Raw genomic sequence first — 22545 nt, 5'->3', positions numbered from 1 at the left:
TCCCGAATGAAGCGTCTGGTTGCCACTAGCGCCCTGCTCGCTCTGCTCACTGGCTGCGCCACCAGCCACGTCATCGACCCCCGGGGTTATGACGCAACCGGCACCGCCTCCTATTACGGCGCTCGGCACCACGGCAATCGCACTGCCAGTGGCGAGCCCTTCGACCAGAACGGCCTGACCGCCGCCCACCGCGAACTGCCATTCGGCACCCGGGTACAGGTCACCAACCTGGGCAACGACAAGAGCGTCGTGGTACGTATCAACGACCGAGGCCCGCACACCCGAGGCCGCCTGATCGACCTGTCCCGCGCCGCCGCCCAACAACTGGACATGCTACGCAGCGGAACTGCCAAAGTCCGCGTCCAAGCCCTCAGCGACTGACCCCGGGAGCCCACGCCATTACCGCTTTTGCCGAACTGCCCCTGCTCAGCCTGATCCAGCTCATCAGCGGCCTGGTGATGCTGATCGCCGGCGCCGAACTGCTGGTGCGCGCGGCCATCCGCCTGGCTGCACGCCTGCACATGCGCCCACTGATCATCGGCCTGAGCATCGTCGCCTTCAGCAGCAGCGCGCCACAAATGGCCATCAGCCTGCAGGCGACCCTGGCCGACAACACCGACATTGCCGTGGGCAGCGTGATCGGCAGCAGCATTTTCAACATCCTGGTGACCCTCGGCCTGTCCGCGCTGATCATCCCGCTGCGGGTCTCGCGGCAACTGGTGCGCCTGGACATCCCGCTGATGATCGGCGCCAGCCTGCTGGTGTTCGTGCTGGCCTACAACGAACAACTCAGCCCCAGCGACGGCCTGATCCTGCTGGCAGCCCTGGTGCTGTACCTGGGCCTGCTGTTGCGCCAGTCCCGCCATTCGCACCGCCCCCACTCACCCGCACCAGCCGGCCAGCGCAGTTGGGCACCGCGCATCAGCAGCCTGCTGATGGTCCTGCTCGGCCTCGGCCTGCTGGTCTTCGCCGGGCACTTGCTGCTGGGCGCCGCCGTCTCCGTGGCCGACGATCTGGGGCTTTCCGAGCGGGTCATGGGCCTGACCGTGATCGCCGTCAGCACCTCCCTGCCCCAACTCGCCACTTCGCTGCTGGCGGCCCTGCGCGGCCAGCGCGAGATTGCCGTGGGCAACATCATCGGCAGCAACCTGTTCAACCTGCTGGGAGTGCTGGGCTTCACCGCCCTGGTGGCACCGACACCTCTTTCGGTCTCGCCCAATGCCCTGGACTTCGACCTGCCGGTCATGCTCGGCGTGGCCGTGCTGTGCCTGCCGGTGTTCTATTCCGGATACCGCGTGACCCGGGCCGAAGGCCTGCTGTTTCTGGGCTTGTACCTGGCTTACGGGCTGCATGTGGTGTCCTTCACCACCGGCATGCCTCTGGCCGGCAAGCTGGAACACCTGATGCTGTTTTTCGTCCTGCCAGCGCTGGTGGCGTTCCTGCTGTTCAGTTCGCTGCGAGCCTGGCGCCGCCAACACAAGAAGGAAGCACCATGAGCGAGAACAAGAAAAGCGGATTGCAGATGCGTCGCCAGGTCATGGGCGATGCGTTCGTCGATCGCGCCCTGGGCAACGCCACCGAATTCACCCAGCCCTTGCAGGACTTCGTCAACGAGCATGCCTGGGGCGGTGTATGGAACCGTGAGGGCCTGCCGCTCAAGACCCGCAGCCTGATCACCCTGGCGACCCTGACCGCACTCAAGTGCCCACAGGAACTCAAGGGCCACGTGCGCGGCGCACTGAACAACGGCTGCAGTGTCGAAGAGATTCGTGAAGCGCTGCTGCATTGCGCGGTGTATGCCGGAGTGCCGGCGGCCATCGATGCGTTTCGCGCGGCCCAGGAAGTGATAGACACCTATCAGCAACCGCAGTGAACCTGCTGCCGGCTCCTACGCAATAGCCGTGCAGGAGCCGGCTCGCGGCAAAGCCTAGATCCACCCACCCCACTGCAACAGGAAAATCCCGATATTGGTGGTCACCGCCGCCATCACCGTGGTGATGACGATGATCGCCGCCGCCAGTTCGTGGTTGCCATTGGCCGCCCGGGCCATGACAAAACTGGCCGCCGCGGTGGGGCTGCCAAAGTACAGGAACAGGATCCCCAACTCCGCCCCGCGAAACCCGCACAGCCAGGCCCCCAGGGTCGCCAAGGCCGGCAGGCTGACCATCTTCAGCAAACTGGAGCTCATCGCCAGTTCGCCGCTGTTGCGCAAGGCTGCCAGGGACAAGGTGCCGCCAATGCAGATCAGCGCCAGGGGCAGGGTCATCTGCGCCAGGTAGCGCCCCGAAGTTTCCAGCCAGTTGGGAATGCCGATCTGCCAGTAGGCGAACGGTGCGGCCACCAGCACACTGACAATCAGCGGGTTGCTGACAACGCTCTTGAAGATGCTCCAGGGATCGGACTTGATCACCGGGCTGTAGACCGCCAGGACGATGGTCGAGAGGGTGTTGTAGAACAGGATCACCAGGGCTGCGAGCACTGCGCCCAGGGAAATGCCGTAATCGCCGTACATGCTGGCAGCCAGGGCCAGGCCGATGATCGCGTTATTGCCGCGAAACGCGCCCTGGGTATAGATCCCGCGGTCGGCCTTGGGGCAACGCCAGATCGCCCAGCCCCAGGCCAGCCCAAAGCACGCCAGGGTGGCCAAGGAGAAATAGATCAGCACCCCGGGTTTCAACGATGAATGCAGGTCGGCATGGACAATGCCGAGAAACAGCAGCGCCGGCATGGTGACGTTGAACACCAGGGCCGAGGCCGTATGAATGAAGTTGTCGTCGATCCACTCCACCCGCTTGAGCAACAGGCCGAGCAGCAACATGGCAAAGACCGGCGCCGTGATCGTCAGGGTTTCGAGAAAAATAGCCAGCATGGGCGGGTGGACCTTGAGCCTGTCGTTAGGGCGCTAATGATAATTCAATCCGCACGCTGGCGTCTGGAGCCTCGCTGCCCCGGGGCCCGCCTGCCCCACGCAGTACCCAGCCTGCGGCTCCATTGCGGGGCGAAAGAAAAAATGCTGCAGCGGTGCATTCGCTTCTTGACGGGAAAACGTTTTCCTCTATGCTCGATTTAACTGTATATGCATACAGTTAAATAAGGAAATATCCCCATGACATATCAAGGAGCTAGAAATGTCAGGACTCTCTGCACAGAAGCAGCAACAGCCACAACACGCGGGCAAGATCGTCGCCGACCTGGACCGCCTGTTCAGTGAACAAGGCATCGCCATTTCCGGCGATGGCGACACCCTGGTACTGGTCGCCGATGGCCACCACACCATCAAGTACCACCGCCCGGAAGACCTGCCTCGTTCTGCACAAAAAGCCACCAAGGGCCAGCCACAGCTGCGTTTCGAGGGCGGCGAACACACAGCCATCGGCGACAGCACCCTGCTGCGCTTCGTCAAGGATGCACCGGCCATCCCGGCGTGGCAGGTCGAACTGCACCTGCCTAACGGCCTGGCGCTGACCTACGGCCAGGTGGTGGCCCTGGGGGGCGACTTCTATGGCATTCCCGAGCAGCCGATCTGCGAAGGCGCAACCCCCAGTGATCGAGTACAGCGCTTTATCGCGGCGTTCAACTCCCTTGCGGTACTGCCGGCGGCGAAAGACGAAGCCCGGCAGATCCTTGCGGTGATGCAAAAGGAAATCGTCGCCGCCAACCAGGCGATCCGCGACGGCAAGCAGCCCCATGAAGCCTATGACGCCCTGGGCGACACCCTGTCCGAGGAGTGGAACAAGATTACCGGCGGCGGCAGCGTGGTATCCGCCCTGTTCCCCCTGGGGCGCTACCTGAAGCTGGCGGCCAACAACGCCGATCACTTCGGCGAATGGGCCCTGGCTGCCTACACCGCAGGCCATACCGCAGCGCTGCAGCAAGCGGTACTGGCGGGCAAGAGCGCGGACGACAAGCAACTGGAACTGGCTTACGCAATGAACGCCTTCGCCGACCATTTCCTCACCGATCTGTTCTCCTCCGGCCACGTACGGGTGCCGCGCAAACAGGTGGCGGCAGTCGTCACCCCCAGCGACCTGGGTTCGCTGATTACCCGCTTCATGCATGACGAGGACAGCAAGTTCGGCCTGAATGTCAGCAACGCCCTGGGCGATCGCTGGCACGCCTATGGCGACAAGCGCTACTTCGACAGCGTCGACCATCGCAATCGCCAGCAGGTGAAGATGGCAGTGCAGAGTTCGGCAGACGAAATCTTCGCCAGCTACCTCAGCGGCAACCTCCCCGCACCCGCCAGCTACGCAGCCCTGAAAACCCTGCCGGACCTGAATGCCGCGAAAACCGGCAACTTCTCGCCACTGTTCGTGATGAGTGGCGACAAGGTCCTGCGCCGCAGCGACGTCAACAACCTCAATGACAGCAAGACCATCGACAACTGGTGGGGCTGGAGCACCTACCTGCTGCTGCAGAACTACAGCCCGAACAAGCCGACCGGCTACCTGGAAACCCCCAGCGCGGTTCCGGTGATCCTCGCCGATGGCTGGCAGAGCCACAGCCCCAGCGAACCCAACTGGCTGCCAGGCCACGCGGTGCGCTACGCCCTCAGCGAAACCAACGGGTTGAACGAGTCCTACATCGGCCCCTGGTCGGCCTATGTGGAACTGAGCGACAGCTTCCAGCCAACCCTGAGCATTCCGGCCGGTACCAGCAACAGCAGCGCCACCGGGCGCAATGTGTTCCGCCAGTTCCGTGGTGGTTCACCGGAGCTGGTGGGCTCCATCGACAAGAACGCCAGCCACTTCATCGACAGCAACGCCTGATAAGGAGATCACCATGGCTATCAACCTGAAACTGCAACTGGCCTCCGGCCAGTCTCTCAAGGATGCACCACTGGAGCTGCTGCTCAACGGCGCCCCGATCGCCCGAGCCAGCGTGGATGAACACGGCAACGTGGCCTTCAACGCGAAGCCGGGCAGCGGCCAGTTGGCCGTACGTGTGGACCGTTCGATCCTGCACCAGGCCTGATCGCGGCCTGTAGGAACGGCTCGCTCGCGAAACGGCCCAGCGCCCTTGCACCGGCGGTGCAAGGGCGCTGGGCTTGAGGCTAGCGCTCGGCCCTCCGTCAGGCCGTAAGAGTCTGCTCTTGCAGATGCCCCTGCTCGATACGAACGAGCCGTGGATGGAAGCGCTTGAGGCTGCTGCGATGGCCGACGCTGACAATGCTCAGGCCCGGCAACTGATCGATCAGCGCCTGATACAAGGTGGCTTCGTCCTCTTCGTCCATGGCCGAAGTGGCCTCATCCATGTACAGCCACTGCGGTGCATAGAGCAGGGCCCGGGCAAAGGCCAGGCGCTGCTGCTCGCCCGGCGACAACATGCGCTGCCAGTGATTGCTCTCGTCCAGGCGCGCCACCAGATGGGGCAAGCGGCAGGTTTCCAGGACCTGTGCATAACGCTCCTGGGGGTAGCTGTCGCCAGACTGTGGATAACTCAAGGCTTCGCGCAGGCTGCCAATGGGCAGATAGGGCTTTTGCGGCAGGAACAGGTAACGCTGGTTCGGCAGCAGGATGCTCCCGTGCCCGGCCGGCCACAACCGGCCCATGGCCCGCAGCAAGGTACTCTTGCCGCTGCCGGAACGGCCGCTGAGCATGAGCCGCTCACCTGGGTTCACGGTCATTTCGGCGCCGGCCAGCAGATGCCGGCCATCGGCCAGGTCCAGGCCCAGGTCACGTACGCACAATTGTTCGCCCTGATGCTGCACGTCGATAGCCGGGGTCCGTTCTTCGTTATCACTCATGGCCTGACGGAAACTCAGCAGACGATCACAGGTGGCGCGCCAGGCCGCCAGGTCCGAATACGCACTGATGAACCAGCTGAAGTTCTCCTGAACGTTCCCGAATGCCGAGTTGATCTGCATCAGCTCACCCAGCTCGATCTTGCCGGAAAAGTACCGCGGGGCAGCCACGATAAAGGGGAAAATGATCGCAATCTGGCCATACCCGGCGGTGAAGAAGGTCAGGCGCTTGGAGACCTTCATGATGTCCCAGAAGTTGTGCCAGACCTTGCCGAAACGGCTGCTCAGACGCTGGTTCTCGTTCTTCTCGCCGTCATACAGGGCAATGCTCTCGGCATTCTCCCGTACCCGCACCATGGAAAAACGCAGGTCGGCTTCGAAGCGCTGTTGCTGGTTGTTGAGGCCGATCAGGCGGCGCCCGATCAAGTGGGTCAGCCAGCTGCCGACAGCGGCGTAGACCAGCGCGCACCAGAACATGTAGCCGGGAATGGTGTAGCCGAACACCTCGATACTGCCGGACACCCCCCACAGGATGATCGAGAAGGACACCAGGCTGACAATGTTGCGGATCAGCCCCAGGCCCAGGGACAGCGTATTGCTGGTAAAGCTGTTGAGGTCCTCGGAAATCCGCTGGTCCGGGTTGTCGGTGTAGCCGCCCTGCTCCAGCTGGTAGTAGTTCTTGTGGCCCAGCCAGCGGGCAAAGTGCTTCTCGGTGAGCCAGGCCCGCCAGCGGATGGTCAGCATCTGGGTCAGGTACAGGCGGTACACCGCCCCCAGGATCGCCACCGCGGCAATCCCGCAGAAATACAGGATCAAGTGCCAGAACGCCGCTTCGTCCTTTTTCTGCAAGGCGTTGTAGAAGTCCTTGTACCAGCTGTTGATCCACACCGAGATGGCCACGCTGAACAGCGACAGTCCGATCACCGCAACCAGCAACAGCCAGGCCTTGCCCTTTTCCTCACTGCGCCAGTACGGCGTGATCATGGCCCAGACCCGGCGAAAGAATTGCCCGCGCACGGCATCGTTGACCGCGGAGTATTCAGCGTTCTGATTCATCGTTGAGGCTCGATAGGAAGAAGGGCAAGCGTTGAGCCGATCATAGTAGATCGGCTCGCTTTTTCACGACGCCCAGCGGACATTCGTTCAGTCGCGGTTCAGCGACGCACGGGACGCTTCTGCAATTTGCGCTGCAAGGTACGGCGGTGCATGCCCAGGGCCCGGGCAGTGGCGGATATGTTGCCTTCGTGTTCGGTCAACACGCGCTGAATGTGTTCCCACTGCAAGCGGTCCACCGACATCGGGTTTTCCGGCACCAGGGTGTCGAGATCGGCGTGTTCGGAGAGCAGCGCGGCCAGTACATCGTCGGCATCCGCCGGCTTGCACAGGTAGTTGCAGGCGCCACGCTTGATCGCTTCCACCGCGGTGGCGATGCTCGAATAGCCGGTGAGAATCAGTACCCGCATCTCCGGGTCCAGCTCCAGCAGCTTGGGCAACAGCACCAGCCCGGAGTCGCCATCCATCTTCAAGTCCAGCGCGGCGTAGTCCGGCAGGTCCTGCTGGGCAATGACCAGGCCCTCCTCGGCGGAACCGGCGGTGCTCACGCGAAAACCGCGGCGGCTCATGGCACGGGCCATCACGCGGGTAAAGGTGGCGTCATCATCCACCAGCAACAGGTGCGGCAGTTCCTCGCCTTCGACTTGGATCTCTTCACTCATGGTCGTCTCCTCGGGCGGCACGGGGCAGGCGCAGCTCGGTGAGCGTTCCGCCTTCCTCATGACTGTAGAGTTTCACTGAGCCTCCAGCGCGGGTCACGCTGGCCTTGCTCAAAAACAGGCCCAGGCCGAAGCCTTTGCCCTTGGTGGTAAAAAACGGTTTGCCGATCTGTTCGGCGATGGCCAAGGGTACTCCGGCACCGTGGTCACGAATACTGATGGTGAGGTTTTCCGCGTCCCAGTCCAGGCGTACTTCCAGGCCTTCGGGGCAGGCATCGGCGGCATTGTTCAGCAGGTTGAGCAGGGCCTGGGTCAGGTCCGGCGGCGGCGCCAGGCGCGGCACCGGCCCCTCGCCCAACAGATGGAAACGGTAGCTGGCTTCCGGGCGCATCAGGTGCCAACGGTTCAAGGCTTCGTCCAGCCACTGGGTGACTTCCTGCATGTCCACCGCCAGGCGGCGATTGGCCTCGGCCGCGCGCACCAGTTGCTGCAGGGTTTCCTTGCACAGCTTGACCTGGTCCTGGAGCACGCCGAGGTCATCCTGCAGCAGCGGGTCGGGATGGTCCTGGCGCATTTCCTTGAGCAGCACGCTCATGGTCGCCAGGGGCGTGCCCAATTCGTGGGCGGCGCCGGCGGCCTGGGTCGCCACTGCCAGCAATTGCTGGTCGCGCAGCCCCTCTTCGCGCCGGATCGCCCGCAGTTCTTCCTGGCGGCGCAGCTCTTCTGCCATGCGTGCAGCGAAGAAGGTGATCACCGCCGCAGCCAGGGCAAAGCTCAGCCACATGCCGTAGACCTGGAGGTTCTCCCGGGCGATGGGGAAGGTCTGCAACGGGTAGAAACGCGCCAGCAACAGGGTATAGAGCGTCAGGGCGATACCCGACAGGACCACCGAGTAGCGCCACGGCAAGGTCACCGCGGCAATGGTCAGGGGCACCAGGTAATAGGAGACGAAGGGGTTGGTGGAACCACCGGAGAAGTACAGCAGGACACTGTGGATAAACAGGTCACAGGCCAGTTGCAGGGCGTATTCCAGCTCCGTCACCGGCCACGAGGTGCGCAGGCGGATCGCGGTGAAAGCGCACAACACCATGGAAAACATCAGGGTCACGCCCAGTTGCAACCAGGGCAGCGGCAGCAGGTCCAGCCAGTAGGCGAGCCCCACCGAACCGGCCTGAGCGGCCAGCACCAGGGTACGGATAAAGGTCAGGCGCCAGAGGTTCTGACGGGTTGCGGACAGCAATTTTACGGGGGCGAGCATGAGCTCTCCTGATGAGCGCTCCAGGGCAATCGCCGGGAGTATAACCAAGCAGCCCCCGGCACAGGCAAAACTGCGGCAAAGCGCCACACTGGCTTGAGCGGCCGCGGACGATCCATGGCGATCATGTGTATCAAAGTTGTAATTGGCCGCAACGAGGAATAAAAACCACAGTCTGAAGGTTTCACCCAGGCTCTGACCTTATCCTGCGGACCGCACTCAAGGAGTTTTCATGCAGCATTTCAGTCGCAGCGTCGCCCTTCTCGCACTCAGCGCCGGCACCCTCACCAGCCTGCCCGCCCTGGCCGCCGATGAACTGCACTACAACCAGATTTCCCTGCGCGCCGAAGTCAGCCAGGAAGTGGCTCGGGATCTGATGATCGTGACCCTCTACAGCGAATCGCAGAACACCGACCCGGCCAAGCTCGCCGCAGAAATCACCACCACCATGAACAAGGCCCTGGACCAGGCGCGCCAGGTCAAGGACGTGACCCTGCGCCAGGGCAGCCGCAACAGCTACCCGATCTACGACGGCAAGGGCCAGAAGATCACAGGCTGGCGTGAGCGCGCCGAACTGCGCCTGGAAAGCTCCGACTTTGCCGCGCTGTCCAAGCTCACCGGTGAACTGCTGGGCGACCTGAAGATGGGTGGCATGGACTTCGTCATCGCCGACCCGACCCGCAAGGCCAGCGAAGACGCGTTGCTCAAGGATGCGGTCAAGGCCTTCAAGGCCCGTGCCCAACTGGCCACCGAGGCCCTGGGCGGCAAGGGCTACAAGATCGTCAACCTGAACCTCAACAGCAATGGCTATCCACAGCCTTACATGCGTGCGCCGATGATGATGAAGGCCGCCAGCATGGATTCGGCCCCAGTGACACCAGAAGTCGAGGCCGGCACCAGCCAGGTCAGCATGACCGCCGACGGCGCCATCGAAGTGCTGATGCCCTGACCTTATCCCTGCGTCTTCCAACGGCGATAACCTTCGGCATCAAGGTTATCGCCGTTTTTCGTTACCGGCTATTTCAACCCGGACCCGGGGGAACCCGGCTCTGTGGTGTTAGAGTTATGCCCCGCGGTACGCAGCGGCTCAGATGTTGCTGACGTCCGCCGGGTATACTGCTTCTTTCCTATAAGAGTCTCTTCAATGACCGCAGATCGCATCGGCGAACGCCTGCGTCGCTATCGCCGCGCCGCCAAGAAAACCCTGCGCCAGATCGCCAGCGAATCCGGTCTGACCGCCAGCTTCCTCTCCCAGGCAGAGCGTAATCTCACGGGTGTATCGATCTCTTCCCTGGTCAATATCGCCAAGTCTCTGAACGTTCCGCTGAACGCCCTGTTCGACCAGCCGATCCAGGCGCAACCCGACTCCCACGACGGCAAGCGGGTGCGCTACACCATCGAAGGCCAGCCACTGGCCTACGAGCGCCTGTCCAGCTCCTTTCCCGGAAACCTGATCAACGCGGTCAAGATGAACATACCGGTGGGCTACCAGTCCGAGCTGATTTCCCATGACGGCTCGGAGTTCTCCTACGTGCTTTCAGGACAGATCGTCTACACCATCGAGGGCAGTCAATATCCCCTGAGTGCCGGTGACTCGGTGCACTTCGACGCCACCAAGACTCATTGCCTGGCCAACGTCGGCAATGGCCCGGCAGAAGTCCTGACCGTCACCACCATGGGCCTGTTCGACGACCATTCCGCGGCCTGAGCCCAGCGCACGGCCGTCAGTCGAACCCCTGGGACAAACCTGTGCACAAGGAGAAATGTTAGTCACGCTTAATTTTCGTTGACCACGATTTCAGCATGACTTAATTTCGGCATCGGCGAATCGACTATCAACAACACAACAAAGCGATCGCCGTCGCCGCACAGGGTCCATGGGGCTGCATCCACTCCCCATAAGAAGGCGAGTTTCCATGGCCCACAAGGCCAATCCTCAGATATGCCCTAGAAAAAGAAAAAATGAGGTTTGCATGGATAAGACCTTTCCGCTCCAGGTTTGGCAGACAACTGGTCTGATCCGCGGCACTACGCCGTCACAAACCCGCAGCGACCTCCACAGTGACAACCTCACTGCGAGCCCCGAATTCAGCACCTGCGACGATGTGCCGAGCACGCGCCATCGCCAGCAAAATTGCGGGCATCCGTTCTCCACGGCCTCCCTCACCCAGCCGCCCATCTCCATCCGGTCAGACAAGGCCGGGCGCCTGGGCCAAGCATCACCCGGCACACCAGCCAGCACCGCACCAAGAGTGGGCGCGATGGGCTTCGATTGCCCCGTGAAAAGGCAGCGCATGCACCACAAAACACCGGCGCAAACGATCAAATGCGTCAAGATTTATACAAATGCGTCATTCCTGTACGTTCGTTCCACTCTTTGAGACTTGTGGCAGCCCTGCATCTTGCATTGGGTATGAGGGCTGCATAAGTATCGGCGGGTCGACTCACAAGGTCGCCCTCTACACCAAAAATGACAACAAATCATGAGGCCACCATGTTCAAGAAAGCAGTCCTTCCGTTATTAGTCAGCGCCGGCTTGCTCGCCAGCGCACCCTTCGCCCAAGCGGCGACTAACCTGGTGTTCTGCTCTGAAGGGAGCCCGGCCGGTTTCGACCCTGGCCAGTACACCACCGGAACCGACTTCGACGCCTCAGCCGAAACCCTCTACAACCGCCTCAGCCAGTTCGAACGCGGCGGCACCGCGGTCATTCCGGGCCTGGCCACCAGTTGGGACATCTCGGACGACGGTCTGACCTACACCTTCCACCTGCGCGAAGGCGTCAAGTTCCACACCACGCCGTACTTCACCCCGACCCGTACTTTCAACGCCGACGACGTGCTGTTCACCTTCAACCGCATGATCGACAAGGACATGCCGTTCCGTAAGGCCTACCCCACCGAATTCCCGTATTTCACCGACATGGGGATGGACACCAACATCACCAAGGTCGAGAAAGTCGACGACAAGACCGTCAAGTTCACCCTCAAGACCGTGGACGCAGCCTTCATCCAGAACCTGGCCATGAGCTTCGCCTCGATCCAGTCCGCCGAATACGCCGACAAGCTGCTCAAGGAAGGCAAGGCCAGCGACATCAACCAGAAGCCGATCGGCACTGGCCCCTTCGTGTTCAAGAGCTACCAGAAAGACTCGAACATCCGCTACACCGGCAACAAGGACTACTGGAAGCCTGAAGACGTGAAGATCGACAACCTGATCTTTGCCATCACCACCGACCCCTCGGTGCGTATCCAGAAGCTGAAGAAGAACGAATGCCAGGTCACCCTCTTCCCGCGTCCGGCCGACCTCAAGGCCCTCAAGGAAGACAAGACCCTGAAGATGCCTGAGCAGGCAGGCTTCAACCTCGGCTACATCGCCTACAACGTGATGCCGGTCCTCAAGGGCCGTACCGATGCCAACCCGCTGGCCGACCTCAAGGTGCGCCAGGCGCTGGACATGGCGGTGAACAAGCCGCAGATCATCGATTCGGTGTACCAGGGCGCCGGCCAGCTGGCGGTCAACGCCATGCCTCCAACCCAGTGGTCCTATGACACCACCATCAAGGACGCCAAGTACGACCCCGAGAAAGCCAAGGAGCTGCTCAAGGAAGCCGGCATCAAGGAAGGCACCCAGATCACCCTGTGGGCCATGCCGGTACAGCGTCCCTACAACCCCAACGCCAAGCTGATGGCCGAAATGCTGCAGTCGGACTGGGCGAAGATCGGCCTGAAAGTGAACATCGTCAGCTACGAGTGGGGCGAGTACATCAAGCGCTCCAAGGGCGGCGAGAACCAGGCGATGATCATCGGCTGGAGCGGCGACAATGGTGACCCCGACAACTGGCTCGGCACCCTGTTCGGTTGCGATGCAATGAACGGCAACAACTTCTCGAAATGGTGCGACAAGCCTTACGACGCCCTGATCAAGCAAGCCAAGGCTACCTCTGATGTAGCCAAGCGCACCGAGCTGTACAAGCAGGCGCAACACATCCTCAAAGATGCAGTACCGATGACACCTATCGCTCACTCGACGGTGTTCCAACCCATGCGCGCCAACGTGCAGGATTTCAAAATCAGCCCCTTTGGCTTGAACTCCTTCTACGGCGTCAGCATCGGCAAATAAGGTTCTGCAACGGCGACGTCCATGATGTCGCCGTTGCTTTACCAGCCCGGCCCGCTGGAGCTCGGTCTCTACTGCGCAACGACCCGCCACTGGCGCACTGTCTTGCGAATTCAGAGCCGATTCCTACAGGCATTTCAGGTTCGACGCAGTTACCGCCCGGCCCTCGACCCTCAAGGTCGGTGCAAGGCGAAGCTGCGTCTGCCAACGGGCACCTGCCGCACGTAGTGGTTTGGCATCAATGGCCTGTACAGGCTCCAGGAAGGAGTCATGGCCCATTGTTCATCACAACAAAAATGGAGAAGTACGGTCATGCGTCATTCCTGGATTTTCCCGGCCCTGCTGGGCAGCGGCCTGTTGGCCGCCAGTTCGTTCGGCACCGCTGCCGAACGCAGCCTGGTGTTCTGTTCCGAAGGCAGCCCGGCGGGCTTTGACACCGCCCAATACACCACTGCTACCGACAACGATGCCGCCGAGCCGCTGTACAACCGCCTGGTGGAGTTCGAAAGAGGCGCCACCAACGTGCTGCCAGCGCTGGCCAAGAGCTGGGACATTTCCGAGGACGGTCTCACCTACAGCTTTCACCTGCGCGAAGGGGTGAAGTTCCATAGCACGCCCTATTTCAAGCCGAGCCGAGACCTCAACGCCGACGACGTACTGTTCACCTTCAACCGCATGCTCGACGCCGAACATCCGTTCCGCAAGGCTTACCCGACGGAGTTTCCCTACTTCAACGGCATGAGCCTGAACAAGAACATCGCCCGGGTCGAAAAGACCGACCCGCTGACCGTAGTCATGACCCTCAATACCGTGGACGCGGCCTTCATCCAGAACCTGGCCATGAGCTTCGCCGCGATCCTTTCCGCCGAATACGCCGAGCAACTGCTCCAGGCCGGCACCCCGAGCCAGATCAACCAGAAACCCATCGGCACCGGGCCCTTCGTGTTCCAGCGTTACCAGAAAGACTCACAGATCCGCTACAGCGCCAACCCGCACTACTGGGACCCAAGCCGGGTCAAGCTCGACCGGCTGATCTTCGCCATCAACACCGACGCCTCGGTACGGGTACAAAAGCTGCGGGCCGGCGAATGCCAGGTGACCCTGCACCCGCGCCCCGCCGATATCGACACGCTGAAAAACGACCCGAAACTGCAAGTCATCGAAAAGCCCGGGTTCAATCTGGGCTACATCGCCTACAACGTGCAGCACAAACCCTTCGACCAGCTCGAAGTGCGCCAGGCGCTGGACATGGCGGTGAACAAGCCAAGCATCCTCAACGCCGTGTACCAGGGTGCCGGGCAGCTGGCAGTCAACGCCATGCCACCGACCCAGTGGTCCTACGACGAAACCATCAAGGACGCCGCCTACAACCCGGAAAAAGCCCGGGAGCTGCTCAAGGCCGCCGGGGTCAAGGAAGGCACGCAAATCACCCTCTGGGCCATGCCGGTACAACGCCCCTACAACCCCAACGCCAAGCTGATGGCCGAGATGCTGCAGTCCGACTGGGCGAAGATCGGCCTCAAGGTGAAGATCGTCAGCTACGAGTGGGGCGAGTACATCAAGCGCACCAAGAACGGCGAACACGACATCAGCCTGATCGGCTGGACCGGCGACAACGGTGACCCGGACAACTGGCTGGGCACGCTGTACAGCTGCGACGCCATTGGCGGCAACAACTACTCCATGTGGTGCAACCCGCAGTACGACAAGCTGATCAAGCAGGCCAAGGTCGTCACCAACCGTGAACAGCGCAGCCTGCTGTACAAACAGGCCCAGCAACTGCTCAAGCAACAGGTCCCTATCACACCGGTGGCCCACTCGACGATCAACCAGCCGCTGAGCGCGAAAGTCGAAGGTTTCAAGGTCAGTCCTTTCGGCCGCAACTCCTTTTCGGGTGTCAGCCTAGCCCCATAACCGATGAGCCAAAACCCTGGGGGCGATTTTCGCCCTCACGCAGACGCTTTGCCTGAATTCGGCGATCAAGCCACATGCAAACGTTTGCGATGCCTTGAATGAGTTCCAAAAACCAGCCGGCCCAAAAAAACCGGCATTTAAAAAAGAAAACAAAGGAGCTTCACCCATGAAACTGAGCAGCAGCGCATTGTTAGCCTTGGCTATCAGTAGCATCACCGCCTCGGCCTATGCGGAGAACGTCAGCCAGGACTTCGTCCCGACTGAACTGAACGCCACCAGTGCCCAGGCTGAGACCAAGGGTTTTATCGAAGGGCAGAGCCTGTCGGGTACCACGCGCAACTGGTACGCCAACGAGCTGAAACGTCGTAACGACCGTTTTTCGTACAACCACAATGGTGTAGAGACCTCGACCCCGCGCCGTATCAACTGGGTCCAGGGCACCATCCTCAACTACACCTCGGGTTTCACTGAAGGCACCGTTGGCGTCAGCACGGAAGTCGCCGCCTACAACGCTATTGCTCTGGATCGTGACCGCAAGGACATCGCCGGCAAGAACAACCGCACCCTGACCCACTCCGACGGTGACGCCGTGGGCCAGTGGAGCAAGCTGGGCCTGGCCAACGTCAAGTTCCGCGTGTCCAACACCACCCTGACCGCCGGCCGGCAGAACTTCAGCACGCCGATCGTCGACGTCATCGGCAACCGTCCGCTGCCTTCGAGCTTTGAAGGGGTGAGTATCCACAGCGAAGAGTTCAACAACCTGTCGTTCGACGCCGGCAGCTTCGACCGGGTATCGCCACGGACCGAACAGAGCCTGTCCAAGTTCAGCTCCGAGTACAACAGCAACGGTGCCGAGACCGATCGCGTAAGCCTGGTCGGCGCCAACTACCAGCCGCTGAAAAGCCTGAAGACCAGCCTCTACGCCTCCAAGGTGGAAGACTTCTGGAACCAGTACTACTTCGGCGCCACCCACGAGCTGGGCGACAGCTCGGTGCTGAGCCTGACCACCGGCCTGAACTATTACAAGACCGTCGATACCGGCAAGAAGAAGATGGGCGAAATCGACAACGACACCTACTCGCTGTCGCTCGGCCTGACCCACCAGGCCCACAGCCTGACCTTCTCGTACCAGGAAATTAACGGTAACGAGTACTTCGACTACCTGCACGAAACCAACGGCATCTACCTGGCCAACTCCCTGCTCTCGGACTTCAACGGCCCGAACGAGAAATCCTTCCAGATCGCCTACGGCCTGAACATGGCCGAGTACGGCGTGCCCGGCCTCAAGTTCAACATCTACCAGGCCCGTGGCTGGGGCATCGACGGTACCCACTACAACGGCACCGCCTACAGCGGCGTCAAGGCAGACGGTACGGTCTATGGCGTACGCACCATGGACGGCGAGCACCACTACGAATACGGCATCGGTGCTTCCTACGCCGTACAGAGCGGCCCGCTGAAAGCCACCGCGATCCGTGCCACCTACACCACGCACCGCGCCAGCGAGAACCAGGCCGACGGCAACATCAATGAATTCCGACTGGTTACCACCATCCCATTCAATATTCTCTAACCCACCAGTTGAAGGGCGGATTCATGACGAATCCGCCATTCAAGCTAATCTGGTTCAATCGATTGCAGAGGGTTCCTGATGAAAATGCTTCCCCTGAAAGCGGCCGTTGGCGCCGCCCTGCTGAGCGTCGCCCTGGGCGCCACAGCCAAACCCTTGGTGGTCTGTACCGAAGCCAGCCCGGAAGGCTTCGATATGGTCCAGTACACGACTGCAGTCACGGCCGACGCAGTGGCGGAAACCATCTTCAACCGCCTGGTGGACTTCAAGCCCGGCACCACTGACATCGAGCCGGCCCTGGCCGAATCCTGGGACATCAGCCCCGACGGCCTGCAATACACCTTTCATCTGCGCAAGGGCGTCAAATTCCACAGCACCGACTACTTCACCCCGACGCGCGAGATGAACGCCGACGACGTGCTCTGGAGCTTCCAGCGCCAGCTTGACCCGAAGCACCCCTGGCATGACAAGTCCAGCGTGGGCTTCCCCTATTTCGAAAGCATGGGCTTCAAGGAACTGCTGAAAAGCGTCGAGAAGATCGACGACCACACCGTGGTCTTCACCCTGACCCGCCGCGAAGCCCCTTTCCTCGCCGACGTGGCCATGGCCTTCTCGTCGATCTTCCCGGCCGAATACGCCGACAAGCTGCTCAAGGAAGGCAAGACCTCTGAGCTCAACAGCAAGCCCATCGGCACCGGCCCGTTCATCTTCACCCGCTATGCCAAGGACGCCCAGGTACGCTTCAAGGCCAACCCGGACTACTTCCGCGGCAAGCCGCCGGCCGACCCGCTGGTGCTGGCGATCACCACCGATAACAACGTGCGCCTGCAGAAACTCAAGGCCAACGAATGCCAGATCGCCCTCTACCCCAAGCCCGATGACATCCCCAGCATCAAGGCCGACGCCAATCTCAAGGTCGACGAGCTAGCCGCGATGACCACCGGCTACATCGCCATGAACACCACGCGCAAGTACATGAGCGACGTGCGAGTGCGCAAGGCCATCGACATCGCCTTCGACAAGGAAGCCTACGTCAACAGCCTGTACGGCAAGGGCAACGCCCTGGTGGCCACCGGCCCGTATCCGCCGACCCTGCTGGGCTTCAACAACAGCCTGAAGAACCCGCCCCGGGATCTGGACAAGGCCCGCGCGCTGCTCAAGGAAGCCGGCGTACCGGAGGGTACGGTTATCACCCTGTTCACCCGCAACGGCGGCGGCCCGACCAACCCCAACCCGATGCTCGGCGCACAGATGATGCAGGCCGACCTGGCCAAGGTGGGCCTCAAGCTCGACATCCGCGTGATGGAGTGGGGCGAGATGCTCAAGCGTGCGAAAAACGGCGAACACGATATGGTGTCGGCGGGCTGGGCCGGGGACAACGGCGATCCGGACAACTTCCTGACCCCGAACCTGAGTTGTGACGCGGCGAAAAACGGCGAAAACTACGCCCGCTGGTGCAACAAGACGTTCCAGGATCTGATCGACGAAGCACGCTCCGACGCTGAACCCGCCAAACGCGCCGAGCTCTATGAAAAGGCCATGCTGGTTTTCGAACAGGATCAACCGTGGATCCCCATGGCCTATCCGAAAATGTTCACCGCCATGCGCAAGAACGTCGAGGGTTATCACATTAGCCCCCTGACCACTAACAACTTCGCTACCACCCAAGTGAAGTAATAAGAAACGCCCGCCGTCCTTGACCCCAAGGATGGCGGGAACGCCTAACCGGCTGATTGAGGTACTTCAGAAGATGTTTAGTTTTATTGCCCGCCGTGTGGGGTTGCTGATACCCACATTCTTCGGCATCACCTTGCTGACCTTCGCCTTGATACGCATGATTCCCGGCGACCCCGTGGAAGTCATGATGGGCGAGCGTCGGGTCGACCCTGAGATGCATGCCCAGGCAATGGAACGCCTTGGATTGAACAAGCCGCTGTACGCCCAGTACCTGGACTACATCGGCAAGCTGGCCCACGGCGACCTGGGCGAGTCCCTGCGCACCCGCACCAGCGTCTGGAGCGAATTCACCTCGCTGTTCCCCGCGACCCTGGAACTGTCCATGGCCGCCCTGCTGTTCGCCGGCGTGCTCGGCCTGCTGGCCGGGGTGATCGCCGCCTTGAAGCGAGGGTCGCTGTTCGACCATGGGGTAATGGGGATCTCGCTGGCGGGGTATTCGATGCCGATCTTCTGGTGGGGCCTGATCCTGATCATGTTCTTCTCGGTAAGCCTGGGCTGGACCCCGGTTTCCGGGCGTATCGACCTGCTCTACGACATCGAGCCGAAAACCGGCTTCATGCTCATCGACACCCTGCTGGCCAAAGACACCGACGCCTTCTTCGACGCCCTGCAGCACCTGATCCTGCCCGCCATCGTGCTGGGCACCATTCCGCTGGCGGTGATCGCGCGGATGACCCGCTCCTCGATGCTCGAAGTGCTGCGTGAGGACTACATCCGTACCGCCAAGGCCAAGGGCCTGTCGCCGGCTCGGGTGGTGTTCGTCCACGGCCTGCGCAACGCGTTGATTCCGGTGCTGACCGTGGTCGGCCTGCAAGTCGGCACCCTGCTGGCCGGTGCGGTCCTGACCGAAACCATCTTTTCCTGGCCGGGCATCGGCAAGTGGCTGATCGAAGCCATCGGCGCCCGGGACTATCCCGTGGTGCAGAACGGCATCCTGCTGATCGCCTGCCTGGTGATCATGGTCAACTTCGTGGTGGACATCCTCTACGGCTTTGCCAACCCACGCATCCGTCATCAGCGCTGAGATCAAGACTAATGAGCACTCCAACTTCCTCAGTAGCAGTCGATCAAAGCCTGCTCTATCCGTCCGTCTACAAAGAATTCTGGCAGCACTTCTCCCGCAACAAGGGCGCGGTGGCCGGCCTGCTGTTCATGCTGCTGATCGTGTTCTGCGCACTGTTCGCGCCCTGGGTGGCGCCGCACAACCCCAGCGAGCAGTACCGCGACTTCCTGCTGACCCCTCCGGCCTGGCTCGAAGGCGGCCAGATGCAGTTCCTGCTGGGCACCGATGAACTGGGCCGCGACCTGCTCTCGCGCCTGATCCAGGGTTCGCGCCTGTCGCTGCTGATCGGCCTGTCGTCGGTGGTGATGTCGCTGATCCCGGGGATCCTCCTCGGGCTGTTCGCCGGCTTCTTCCCGCGTTTGCTGGGCCCGACCATCATGCGCCTGATGGACATCATGCTGGCCCTGCCCTCGCTGCTGCTGGCCGTGGCCATCGTCGCCATCCTCGGCCCAGGCCTGATCAATACCGTGATCGCCATTGCCGTGGTGTCCCTGCCGTCCTATGTACGCCTGACCCGCGCCGCAGTGATGGGCGAACTCAACCGCGACTACGTGACCGCCGCGCGCCTGGCCGGTGCCGGCCTGCCACGCCTGATGTTCATCACCGTGCTGCCCAACTGCATGGCACCGCTGATCGTCCAGGCCACCCTGAGCTTCTCCTCGGCGATCCTCGACGCCGCCGCCCTGGGCTTCCTCGGCCTGGGCGTGCAACCGCCGACTCCGGAGTGGGGCACCATGCTGGCCTCGGCCCGGGACTACATCGAACGCGCCTGGTGGGTCGTGAGCCTGCCGGGCCTGACCATTTTGCTCAGCGTGCTGGCAATCAACCTGATGGGCGACGGCCTGCGCGATGCGCTGGATCCGAAACTCAAGAACGCCGCCTGAGGAGATTCCCATGTCACTGCTAGAAATCAAGAATCTCAATGTCCGTTTCGGCGACGCCACTGCGGTGCCGGTGGTCGATGGCCTCGACCTCAAGGTCGACAAGGGCGAAGTGCTGGCCATCGTCGGCGAGTCCGGCTCCGGCAAATCGGTGACCATGATGGCCCTGATGGGCCTGATCGAGCACCCGGGCATCGTCACCGCCGATGCCCTAAGCTTCGACGGCCGCGACATGCTCAAGCTCAGCGCGCGCCAGCGCCGGCAGATCGTCGGCAAGGACCTGGCCATGGTCTTCCAGGACCCGATGACCGCGTTGAACCCCAGCTACACCGTGGGCTTCCAGATCGAGGAAGTGCTGCGCCTGCACCTGAAGATGTCCAGCAAGGCCGCACGCAAGCGCGCCATCGAACTGCTGGAAAAGGTCGAGATCCCCGGCGCCGCCAGCCGCATGGACGCCTACCCGCACCAACTGTCCGGCGGCATGAGCCAGCGGGTGGCAATCGCCATGGCGATCGCCGGCGAGCCCAAGCTGCTGATCGCCGACGAACCCACCACCGCCCTGGACGTGACCATCCAGGCGCAGATCATGGACCTGCTGCTGAACCTGCAGAAAGAGCAGAACATGGGCCTGGTGCTGATCACCCACGACCTCGCCGTGGTCGCCGAAACCGCCCAGCGGGTGTGCGTGATGTACGCCGGCCAGGCGGTTGAGGTGGGCCAGGTACCGGAGCTGTTCGACATTCCCGCGCACCCCTACAGCGAAGCGCTGCTGGCGGCGATTCCCGAGCACAGCCTCGGCGCCACTCGCTTGTCGACCCTGCCGGGCATCGTCCCCGGGCGCTACGACCGGCCTCAAGGCTGCCTGCTGTCGCCGCGCTGCCCCTACGTGCAAGACAACTGCCGCGCCCAGCGCCCCAGCCTCGACCCGAAAGCCGCCAGCCTGGTGCGCTGCTTCTACCCGCTGAATCAGGAGGTGGCGTAATGGCCGTCGTTCTTACCGCCCGCGACCTCACCCGTCACTACGAAGTGTCCCGTGGCCTGTTCAAGGGCCACGCCACCGTGCGCGCACTCAACGGCGTGTCCTTCGAGCTGGAAGCCGGCAAGACCCTGGCAGTGGTGGGTGAATCCGGCTGTGGCAAATCCACCCTGGCGCGGGCCCTGACCCTGATCGAGGAACCGTCTTCCGGCTCGCTGAAGATCGCCGGCCAGGAAGTCGCCGGTGCCGACAAGGCCCAGCGCAAGCAACTGCGCAAAGACGTGCAGATGGTGTTCCAGAGCCCTTATGCCTCGCTCAACCCGCGGCAGAAGATCGGTGACCAGCTGGCCGAGCCGCTGCTGATCAACACCAAGCTGTCGGCCGCCGAACGCCGGGAAAAAGTCCAGGCGATGATGAAGCAGGTAGGCCTGCGCCCCGAACATTACCAGCGCTACCCGCACATGTTCTCCGGGGGGCAGCGCCAGCGTATCGCCCTGGCCCGGGCAATGATGCTGCAGCCCAAGGTGCTGGTGGCGGACGAACCGACCTCGGCCCTGGACGTATCGATCCAGGCCCAGGTATTGAACCTGTTCATGGACCTGCAGCAGGAATTCAACACCGCCTACGTGTTCATTTCCCACAACCTGGCAGTGGTGCGCCACGTGGCCGACCAGGTGCTGGTGATGTACCTCGGCCGGCCGGTGGAAATGGGCCCCAAGGAGGACATCTACACCCGCCCCCTGCACCCCTACACCCAGGCCCTGCTGTCGGCGACACCAACCATCCACCCGGACCCGGACAAGCCGAAGATCAAGATCGTCGGCGAGCTGCCCAACCCGCTGAACCCACCACCGGGCTGCGCCTTCCACAAGCGCTGCCCTTATGCCACCGAGCGCTGCAGCACTGAAGAGCCGGCCCTGCGCCAGCTCGACAGCCGCCAGGTGGCCTGCCACTACGCCGAGCAATTCGTGCTGTAGCGGCCATGAAAAAGGCGCTCCCGGATGCCTCCGGGAGCGCCTGAACCTTGTTCGACCCGCCCCCGGCGACGGATTGCGCATCAGTCCGTCGTCGGGGGTTTCTTTTAGCCCTGGCTGTCGCCGTCATCCTCGTCGGTGGTCTGGTCGTCATCGCCGGAACTGCCACCCTGGCCCTCATCGCCCGGCTCCGATTCGGACTTGGCAAGCATCTGCACCGGTGCGCTCTGGCTCGAGGAGTAACCCGGCTCGCTCACCTGCATCAGGTTGTGGGCCCAGGCCGCCGAGGTTCCGAGCGACAGCATCACCAGCACTTTGATCAACAGCACAACGCGTTGGAAAATTCTCATAGCCGATTCCATCCTTTCATAGGTGAATCATCGATGGCTGCGCGCCAGCCTTGCGGCGGCCACAGCACTGTCTGAAACCTAGTCGTGATATCCCGGCTTTTCCAGATAGCTCCCTATCGATTCCCGAGCCGCCAAAGCCCTTCCGACTAACGGCGCTCCCTTGAAAACACCACACCCCGCAGGAGCCGGCTTGCCGGCGAAGAAACCCGCAAGCCAGGCACAACAGCGTCCGCCGCCTTCGCTGGCAAGCCGG

General features: G+C 62.0%; 21 protein-coding genes. 16 read left to right on the top strand and 5 right to left on the bottom strand.

The genetic code is table 11. From position 1 onward, the window contains the following. Positions 1 to 6: 6 nt before the first annotated feature. From BM382_RS12810 to BM382_RS12800, 3 genes are read left to right on the top strand one after another with little or no spacing between them, the layout of a single operon-like run. Complete coding sequence (locus BM382_RS12810; RefSeq protein WP_011059247.1) at positions 7 to 381, top strand: septal ring lytic transglycosylase RlpA family protein; 375 nt, start codon at positions 7 to 9, stop codon at positions 379 to 381. A gap of 50 nt (positions 382 to 431) precedes the next feature. Beyond that, entirely contained in the window at positions 432 to 1496 is a 1065-nt protein-coding gene (locus BM382_RS12805) for a calcium/sodium antiporter (RefSeq protein WP_026020272.1), read from the top strand. Then, entirely contained in the window at positions 1493 to 1873 is a 381-nt protein-coding gene (locus BM382_RS12800; RefSeq protein WP_011059245.1) for a carboxymuconolactone decarboxylase family protein, read from the top strand. The genes BM382_RS12805 and BM382_RS12800 overlap by 4 nt, the downstream gene beginning before the upstream one ends. Positions 1874 to 1927: 54 nt before the next feature. Here BM382_RS12800 and BM382_RS12795 read toward each other — a convergent pair whose 3' ends face one another. Continuing rightward, on the bottom strand, positions 1928 to 2869 hold the full coding sequence (locus BM382_RS12795; RefSeq protein ID WP_011059244.1) for an AEC family transporter: 942 nt from the start codon (positions 2867 to 2869) through the stop codon (positions 1928 to 1930). Positions 2870 to 3128: 259 nt separating this feature from the next. On the opposite strand from BM382_RS12795, the gene BM382_RS12790 reads away from it, so the two are divergent. Continuing rightward, positions 3129 to 4769, top strand: a complete 1641-nt coding sequence (locus tag BM382_RS12790) for a phospholipase (protein ID WP_072443014.1) — start codon at positions 3129 to 3131, stop codon at positions 4767 to 4769. 13 nt (positions 4770 to 4782) lie between these two features. Then, on the top strand, positions 4783 to 4974 hold the full coding sequence (locus tag BM382_RS12785; protein ID WP_011059242.1) for a hypothetical protein: 192 nt from the start codon (positions 4783 to 4785) through the stop codon (positions 4972 to 4974). Between the two features lie 97 nt (positions 4975 to 5071). Here the strand turns inward: BM382_RS12785 and BM382_RS12780 are convergent, their stop codons facing one another. The 3 genes from BM382_RS12780 to BM382_RS12770 all read right to left on the bottom strand — a co-directional run bounded on the left by BM382_RS12780 (position 5072) and on the right by BM382_RS12770 (position 8713). Beyond that, on the bottom strand, positions 5072 to 6799 hold the full coding sequence (locus BM382_RS12780; protein WP_011059241.1) for an ABC transporter ATP-binding protein/permease: 1728 nt from the start codon (positions 6797 to 6799) through the stop codon (positions 5072 to 5074). Positions 6800 to 6897: 98 nt separating this feature from the next. Next, positions 6898 to 7458: a response regulator transcription factor gene (locus tag BM382_RS12775; RefSeq protein WP_011059240.1), complete on the bottom strand. Its 561-nt coding sequence runs from the start codon at positions 7456 to 7458 to the stop codon at positions 6898 to 6900. Further along, positions 7451 to 8713, bottom strand: a complete 1263-nt coding sequence (locus tag BM382_RS12770) for an ATP-binding protein (RefSeq protein ID WP_011059239.1) — start codon at positions 8711 to 8713, stop codon at positions 7451 to 7453. The genes BM382_RS12775 and BM382_RS12770 overlap by 8 nt, the downstream gene beginning before the upstream one ends. A gap of 229 nt (positions 8714 to 8942) precedes the next feature. Here BM382_RS12770 and BM382_RS12765 point away from each other — a divergent pair, with 229 nt between their 5' ends. From BM382_RS12765 to BM382_RS12715, 11 genes are all read left to right on the top strand, one after another. Beyond that, a complete protein-coding gene (locus BM382_RS12765; protein WP_072443012.1) occupies positions 8943 to 9659 on the top strand; it encodes an SIMPL domain-containing protein in 717 nt (238 codons plus the stop codon). A 195-nt stretch (positions 9660 to 9854) separates the two neighbouring features. Further along, positions 9855 to 10418, top strand: a complete 564-nt coding sequence (locus tag BM382_RS12760) for a helix-turn-helix domain-containing protein (RefSeq protein WP_015634148.1) — start codon at positions 9855 to 9857, stop codon at positions 10416 to 10418. A 265-nt stretch (positions 10419 to 10683) separates the two neighbouring features. Beyond that, positions 10684 to 11091: a hypothetical protein gene (locus tag BM382_RS12755; RefSeq protein WP_019096050.1), complete on the top strand. Its 408-nt coding sequence runs from the start codon at positions 10684 to 10686 to the stop codon at positions 11089 to 11091. A 113-nt stretch (positions 11092 to 11204) separates the two neighbouring features. Beyond that, positions 11205 to 12830, top strand: a complete 1626-nt coding sequence (locus BM382_RS12750; protein ID WP_011059237.1) for an ABC transporter substrate-binding protein — start codon at positions 11205 to 11207, stop codon at positions 12828 to 12830. Between the two features lie 309 nt (positions 12831 to 13139). Further along, complete coding sequence (locus tag BM382_RS12745; RefSeq protein ID WP_072443010.1) at positions 13140 to 14741, top strand: ABC transporter substrate-binding protein; 1602 nt, start codon at positions 13140 to 13142, stop codon at positions 14739 to 14741. Positions 14742 to 14907: 166 nt separating this feature from the next. Further along, on the top strand, positions 14908 to 16314 hold the full coding sequence (locus tag BM382_RS12740) for an OprD family porin (RefSeq protein ID WP_011059235.1): 1407 nt from the start codon (positions 14908 to 14910) through the stop codon (positions 16312 to 16314). A gap of 78 nt (positions 16315 to 16392) precedes the next feature. After that, on the top strand, positions 16393 to 17988 hold the full coding sequence (locus BM382_RS12735) for an ABC transporter substrate-binding protein (RefSeq protein WP_011059234.1): 1596 nt from the start codon (positions 16393 to 16395) through the stop codon (positions 17986 to 17988). 73 nt (positions 17989 to 18061) lie between these two features. Next, positions 18062 to 19072 (top strand): ABC transporter permease subunit, encoded by a 1011-nt coding sequence (locus BM382_RS12730; protein ID WP_011059233.1) that lies wholly within the window; start codon positions 18062 to 18064, stop codon positions 19070 to 19072. An 11-nt stretch (positions 19073 to 19083) separates the two neighbouring features. Continuing rightward, on the top strand, positions 19084 to 19995 hold the full coding sequence (locus BM382_RS12725) for an ABC transporter permease subunit (RefSeq protein ID WP_011059232.1): 912 nt from the start codon (positions 19084 to 19086) through the stop codon (positions 19993 to 19995). A gap of 10 nt (positions 19996 to 20005) precedes the next feature. Beyond that, positions 20006 to 20974, top strand: coding sequence for an ABC transporter ATP-binding protein (locus BM382_RS12720; RefSeq protein WP_011059231.1), 969 nt, complete (start codon positions 20006 to 20008; stop codon positions 20972 to 20974). Then, entirely contained in the window at positions 20974 to 21945 is a 972-nt protein-coding gene (locus BM382_RS12715; RefSeq protein ID WP_011059230.1) for a peptide ABC transporter ATP-binding protein, read from the top strand. Before BM382_RS12720 ends, BM382_RS12715 begins: the two co-directional genes overlap by 1 nt. 104 nt (positions 21946 to 22049) lie before the next feature. Here BM382_RS12715 and BM382_RS12710 read toward each other — a convergent pair whose 3' ends face one another. Beyond that, positions 22050 to 22292 (bottom strand): hypothetical protein, encoded by a 243-nt coding sequence (locus tag BM382_RS12710; RefSeq protein ID WP_015634142.1) that lies wholly within the window; start codon positions 22290 to 22292, stop codon positions 22050 to 22052. Between the last annotated feature and the right edge of the window lie 253 nt (positions 22293 to 22545).

The sequence above is a fragment of the Pseudomonas sp. NFPP25 genome (genome assembly GCF_900116505.1).
GTDB classification, from domain to species: Bacteria; Pseudomonadota; Gammaproteobacteria; order Pseudomonadales; family Pseudomonadaceae; genus Aquipseudomonas; species Aquipseudomonas protegens.
This window is presented reverse-complemented; position numbering and strand designations above follow the sequence as displayed.

Excerpts from the sequence above, each read along its gene's own strand:
- BM382_RS12810 (WP_011059247.1), top strand. The coding sequence starts at position 7 with ATGAAGCGTCTGGTTGCCACTAGCGCCCTGCTCGCTCTGCTCACTGGC.
- BM382_RS12800 (WP_011059245.1), top strand. The coding sequence starts at position 1,493 with ATGAGCGAGAACAAGAAAAGCGGATTGCAGATGCGTCGCCAGGTCATG.
- BM382_RS12795 (WP_011059244.1), bottom strand. The coding sequence starts at position 2,869 with ATGCTGGCTATTTTTCTCGAAACCCTGACGATCACGGCGCCGGTCTTT.
- BM382_RS12790 (WP_072443014.1), top strand. The coding sequence starts at position 3,129 with ATGTCAGGACTCTCTGCACAGAAGCAGCAACAGCCACAACACGCGGGC.
- BM382_RS12785 (WP_011059242.1), top strand. The coding sequence starts at position 4,783 with ATGGCTATCAACCTGAAACTGCAACTGGCCTCCGGCCAGTCTCTCAAG.
- BM382_RS12780 (WP_011059241.1), bottom strand. The coding sequence starts at position 6,799 with ATGAATCAGAACGCTGAATACTCCGCGGTCAACGATGCCGTGCGCGGG.
- BM382_RS12775 (WP_011059240.1), bottom strand. The coding sequence starts at position 7,458 with ATGAGTGAAGAGATCCAAGTCGAAGGCGAGGAACTGCCGCACCTGTTG.
- BM382_RS12770 (WP_011059239.1), bottom strand. The coding sequence starts at position 8,713 with ATGCTCGCCCCCGTAAAATTGCTGTCCGCAACCCGTCAGAACCTCTGG.
- BM382_RS12765 (WP_072443012.1), top strand. The coding sequence starts at position 8,943 with ATGCAGCATTTCAGTCGCAGCGTCGCCCTTCTCGCACTCAGCGCCGGC.
- BM382_RS12760 (WP_015634148.1), top strand. The coding sequence starts at position 9,855 with ATGACCGCAGATCGCATCGGCGAACGCCTGCGTCGCTATCGCCGCGCC.
- BM382_RS12755 (WP_019096050.1), top strand. The coding sequence starts at position 10,684 with ATGGATAAGACCTTTCCGCTCCAGGTTTGGCAGACAACTGGTCTGATC.
- BM382_RS12750 (WP_011059237.1), top strand. The coding sequence starts at position 11,205 with ATGTTCAAGAAAGCAGTCCTTCCGTTATTAGTCAGCGCCGGCTTGCTC.
- BM382_RS12745 (WP_072443010.1), top strand. The coding sequence starts at position 13,140 with ATGCGTCATTCCTGGATTTTCCCGGCCCTGCTGGGCAGCGGCCTGTTG.
- BM382_RS12740 (WP_011059235.1), top strand. The coding sequence starts at position 14,908 with ATGAAACTGAGCAGCAGCGCATTGTTAGCCTTGGCTATCAGTAGCATC.
- BM382_RS12735 (WP_011059234.1), top strand. The coding sequence starts at position 16,393 with ATGAAAATGCTTCCCCTGAAAGCGGCCGTTGGCGCCGCCCTGCTGAGC.
- BM382_RS12730 (WP_011059233.1), top strand. The coding sequence starts at position 18,062 with ATGTTTAGTTTTATTGCCCGCCGTGTGGGGTTGCTGATACCCACATTC.
- BM382_RS12725 (WP_011059232.1), top strand. The coding sequence starts at position 19,084 with ATGAGCACTCCAACTTCCTCAGTAGCAGTCGATCAAAGCCTGCTCTAT.
- BM382_RS12720 (WP_011059231.1), top strand. The coding sequence starts at position 20,006 with ATGTCACTGCTAGAAATCAAGAATCTCAATGTCCGTTTCGGCGACGCC.
- BM382_RS12715 (WP_011059230.1), top strand. The coding sequence starts at position 20,974 with ATGGCCGTCGTTCTTACCGCCCGCGACCTCACCCGTCACTACGAAGTG.
- BM382_RS12710 (WP_015634142.1), bottom strand. The coding sequence starts at position 22,292 with ATGAGAATTTTCCAACGCGTTGTGCTGTTGATCAAAGTGCTGGTGATG.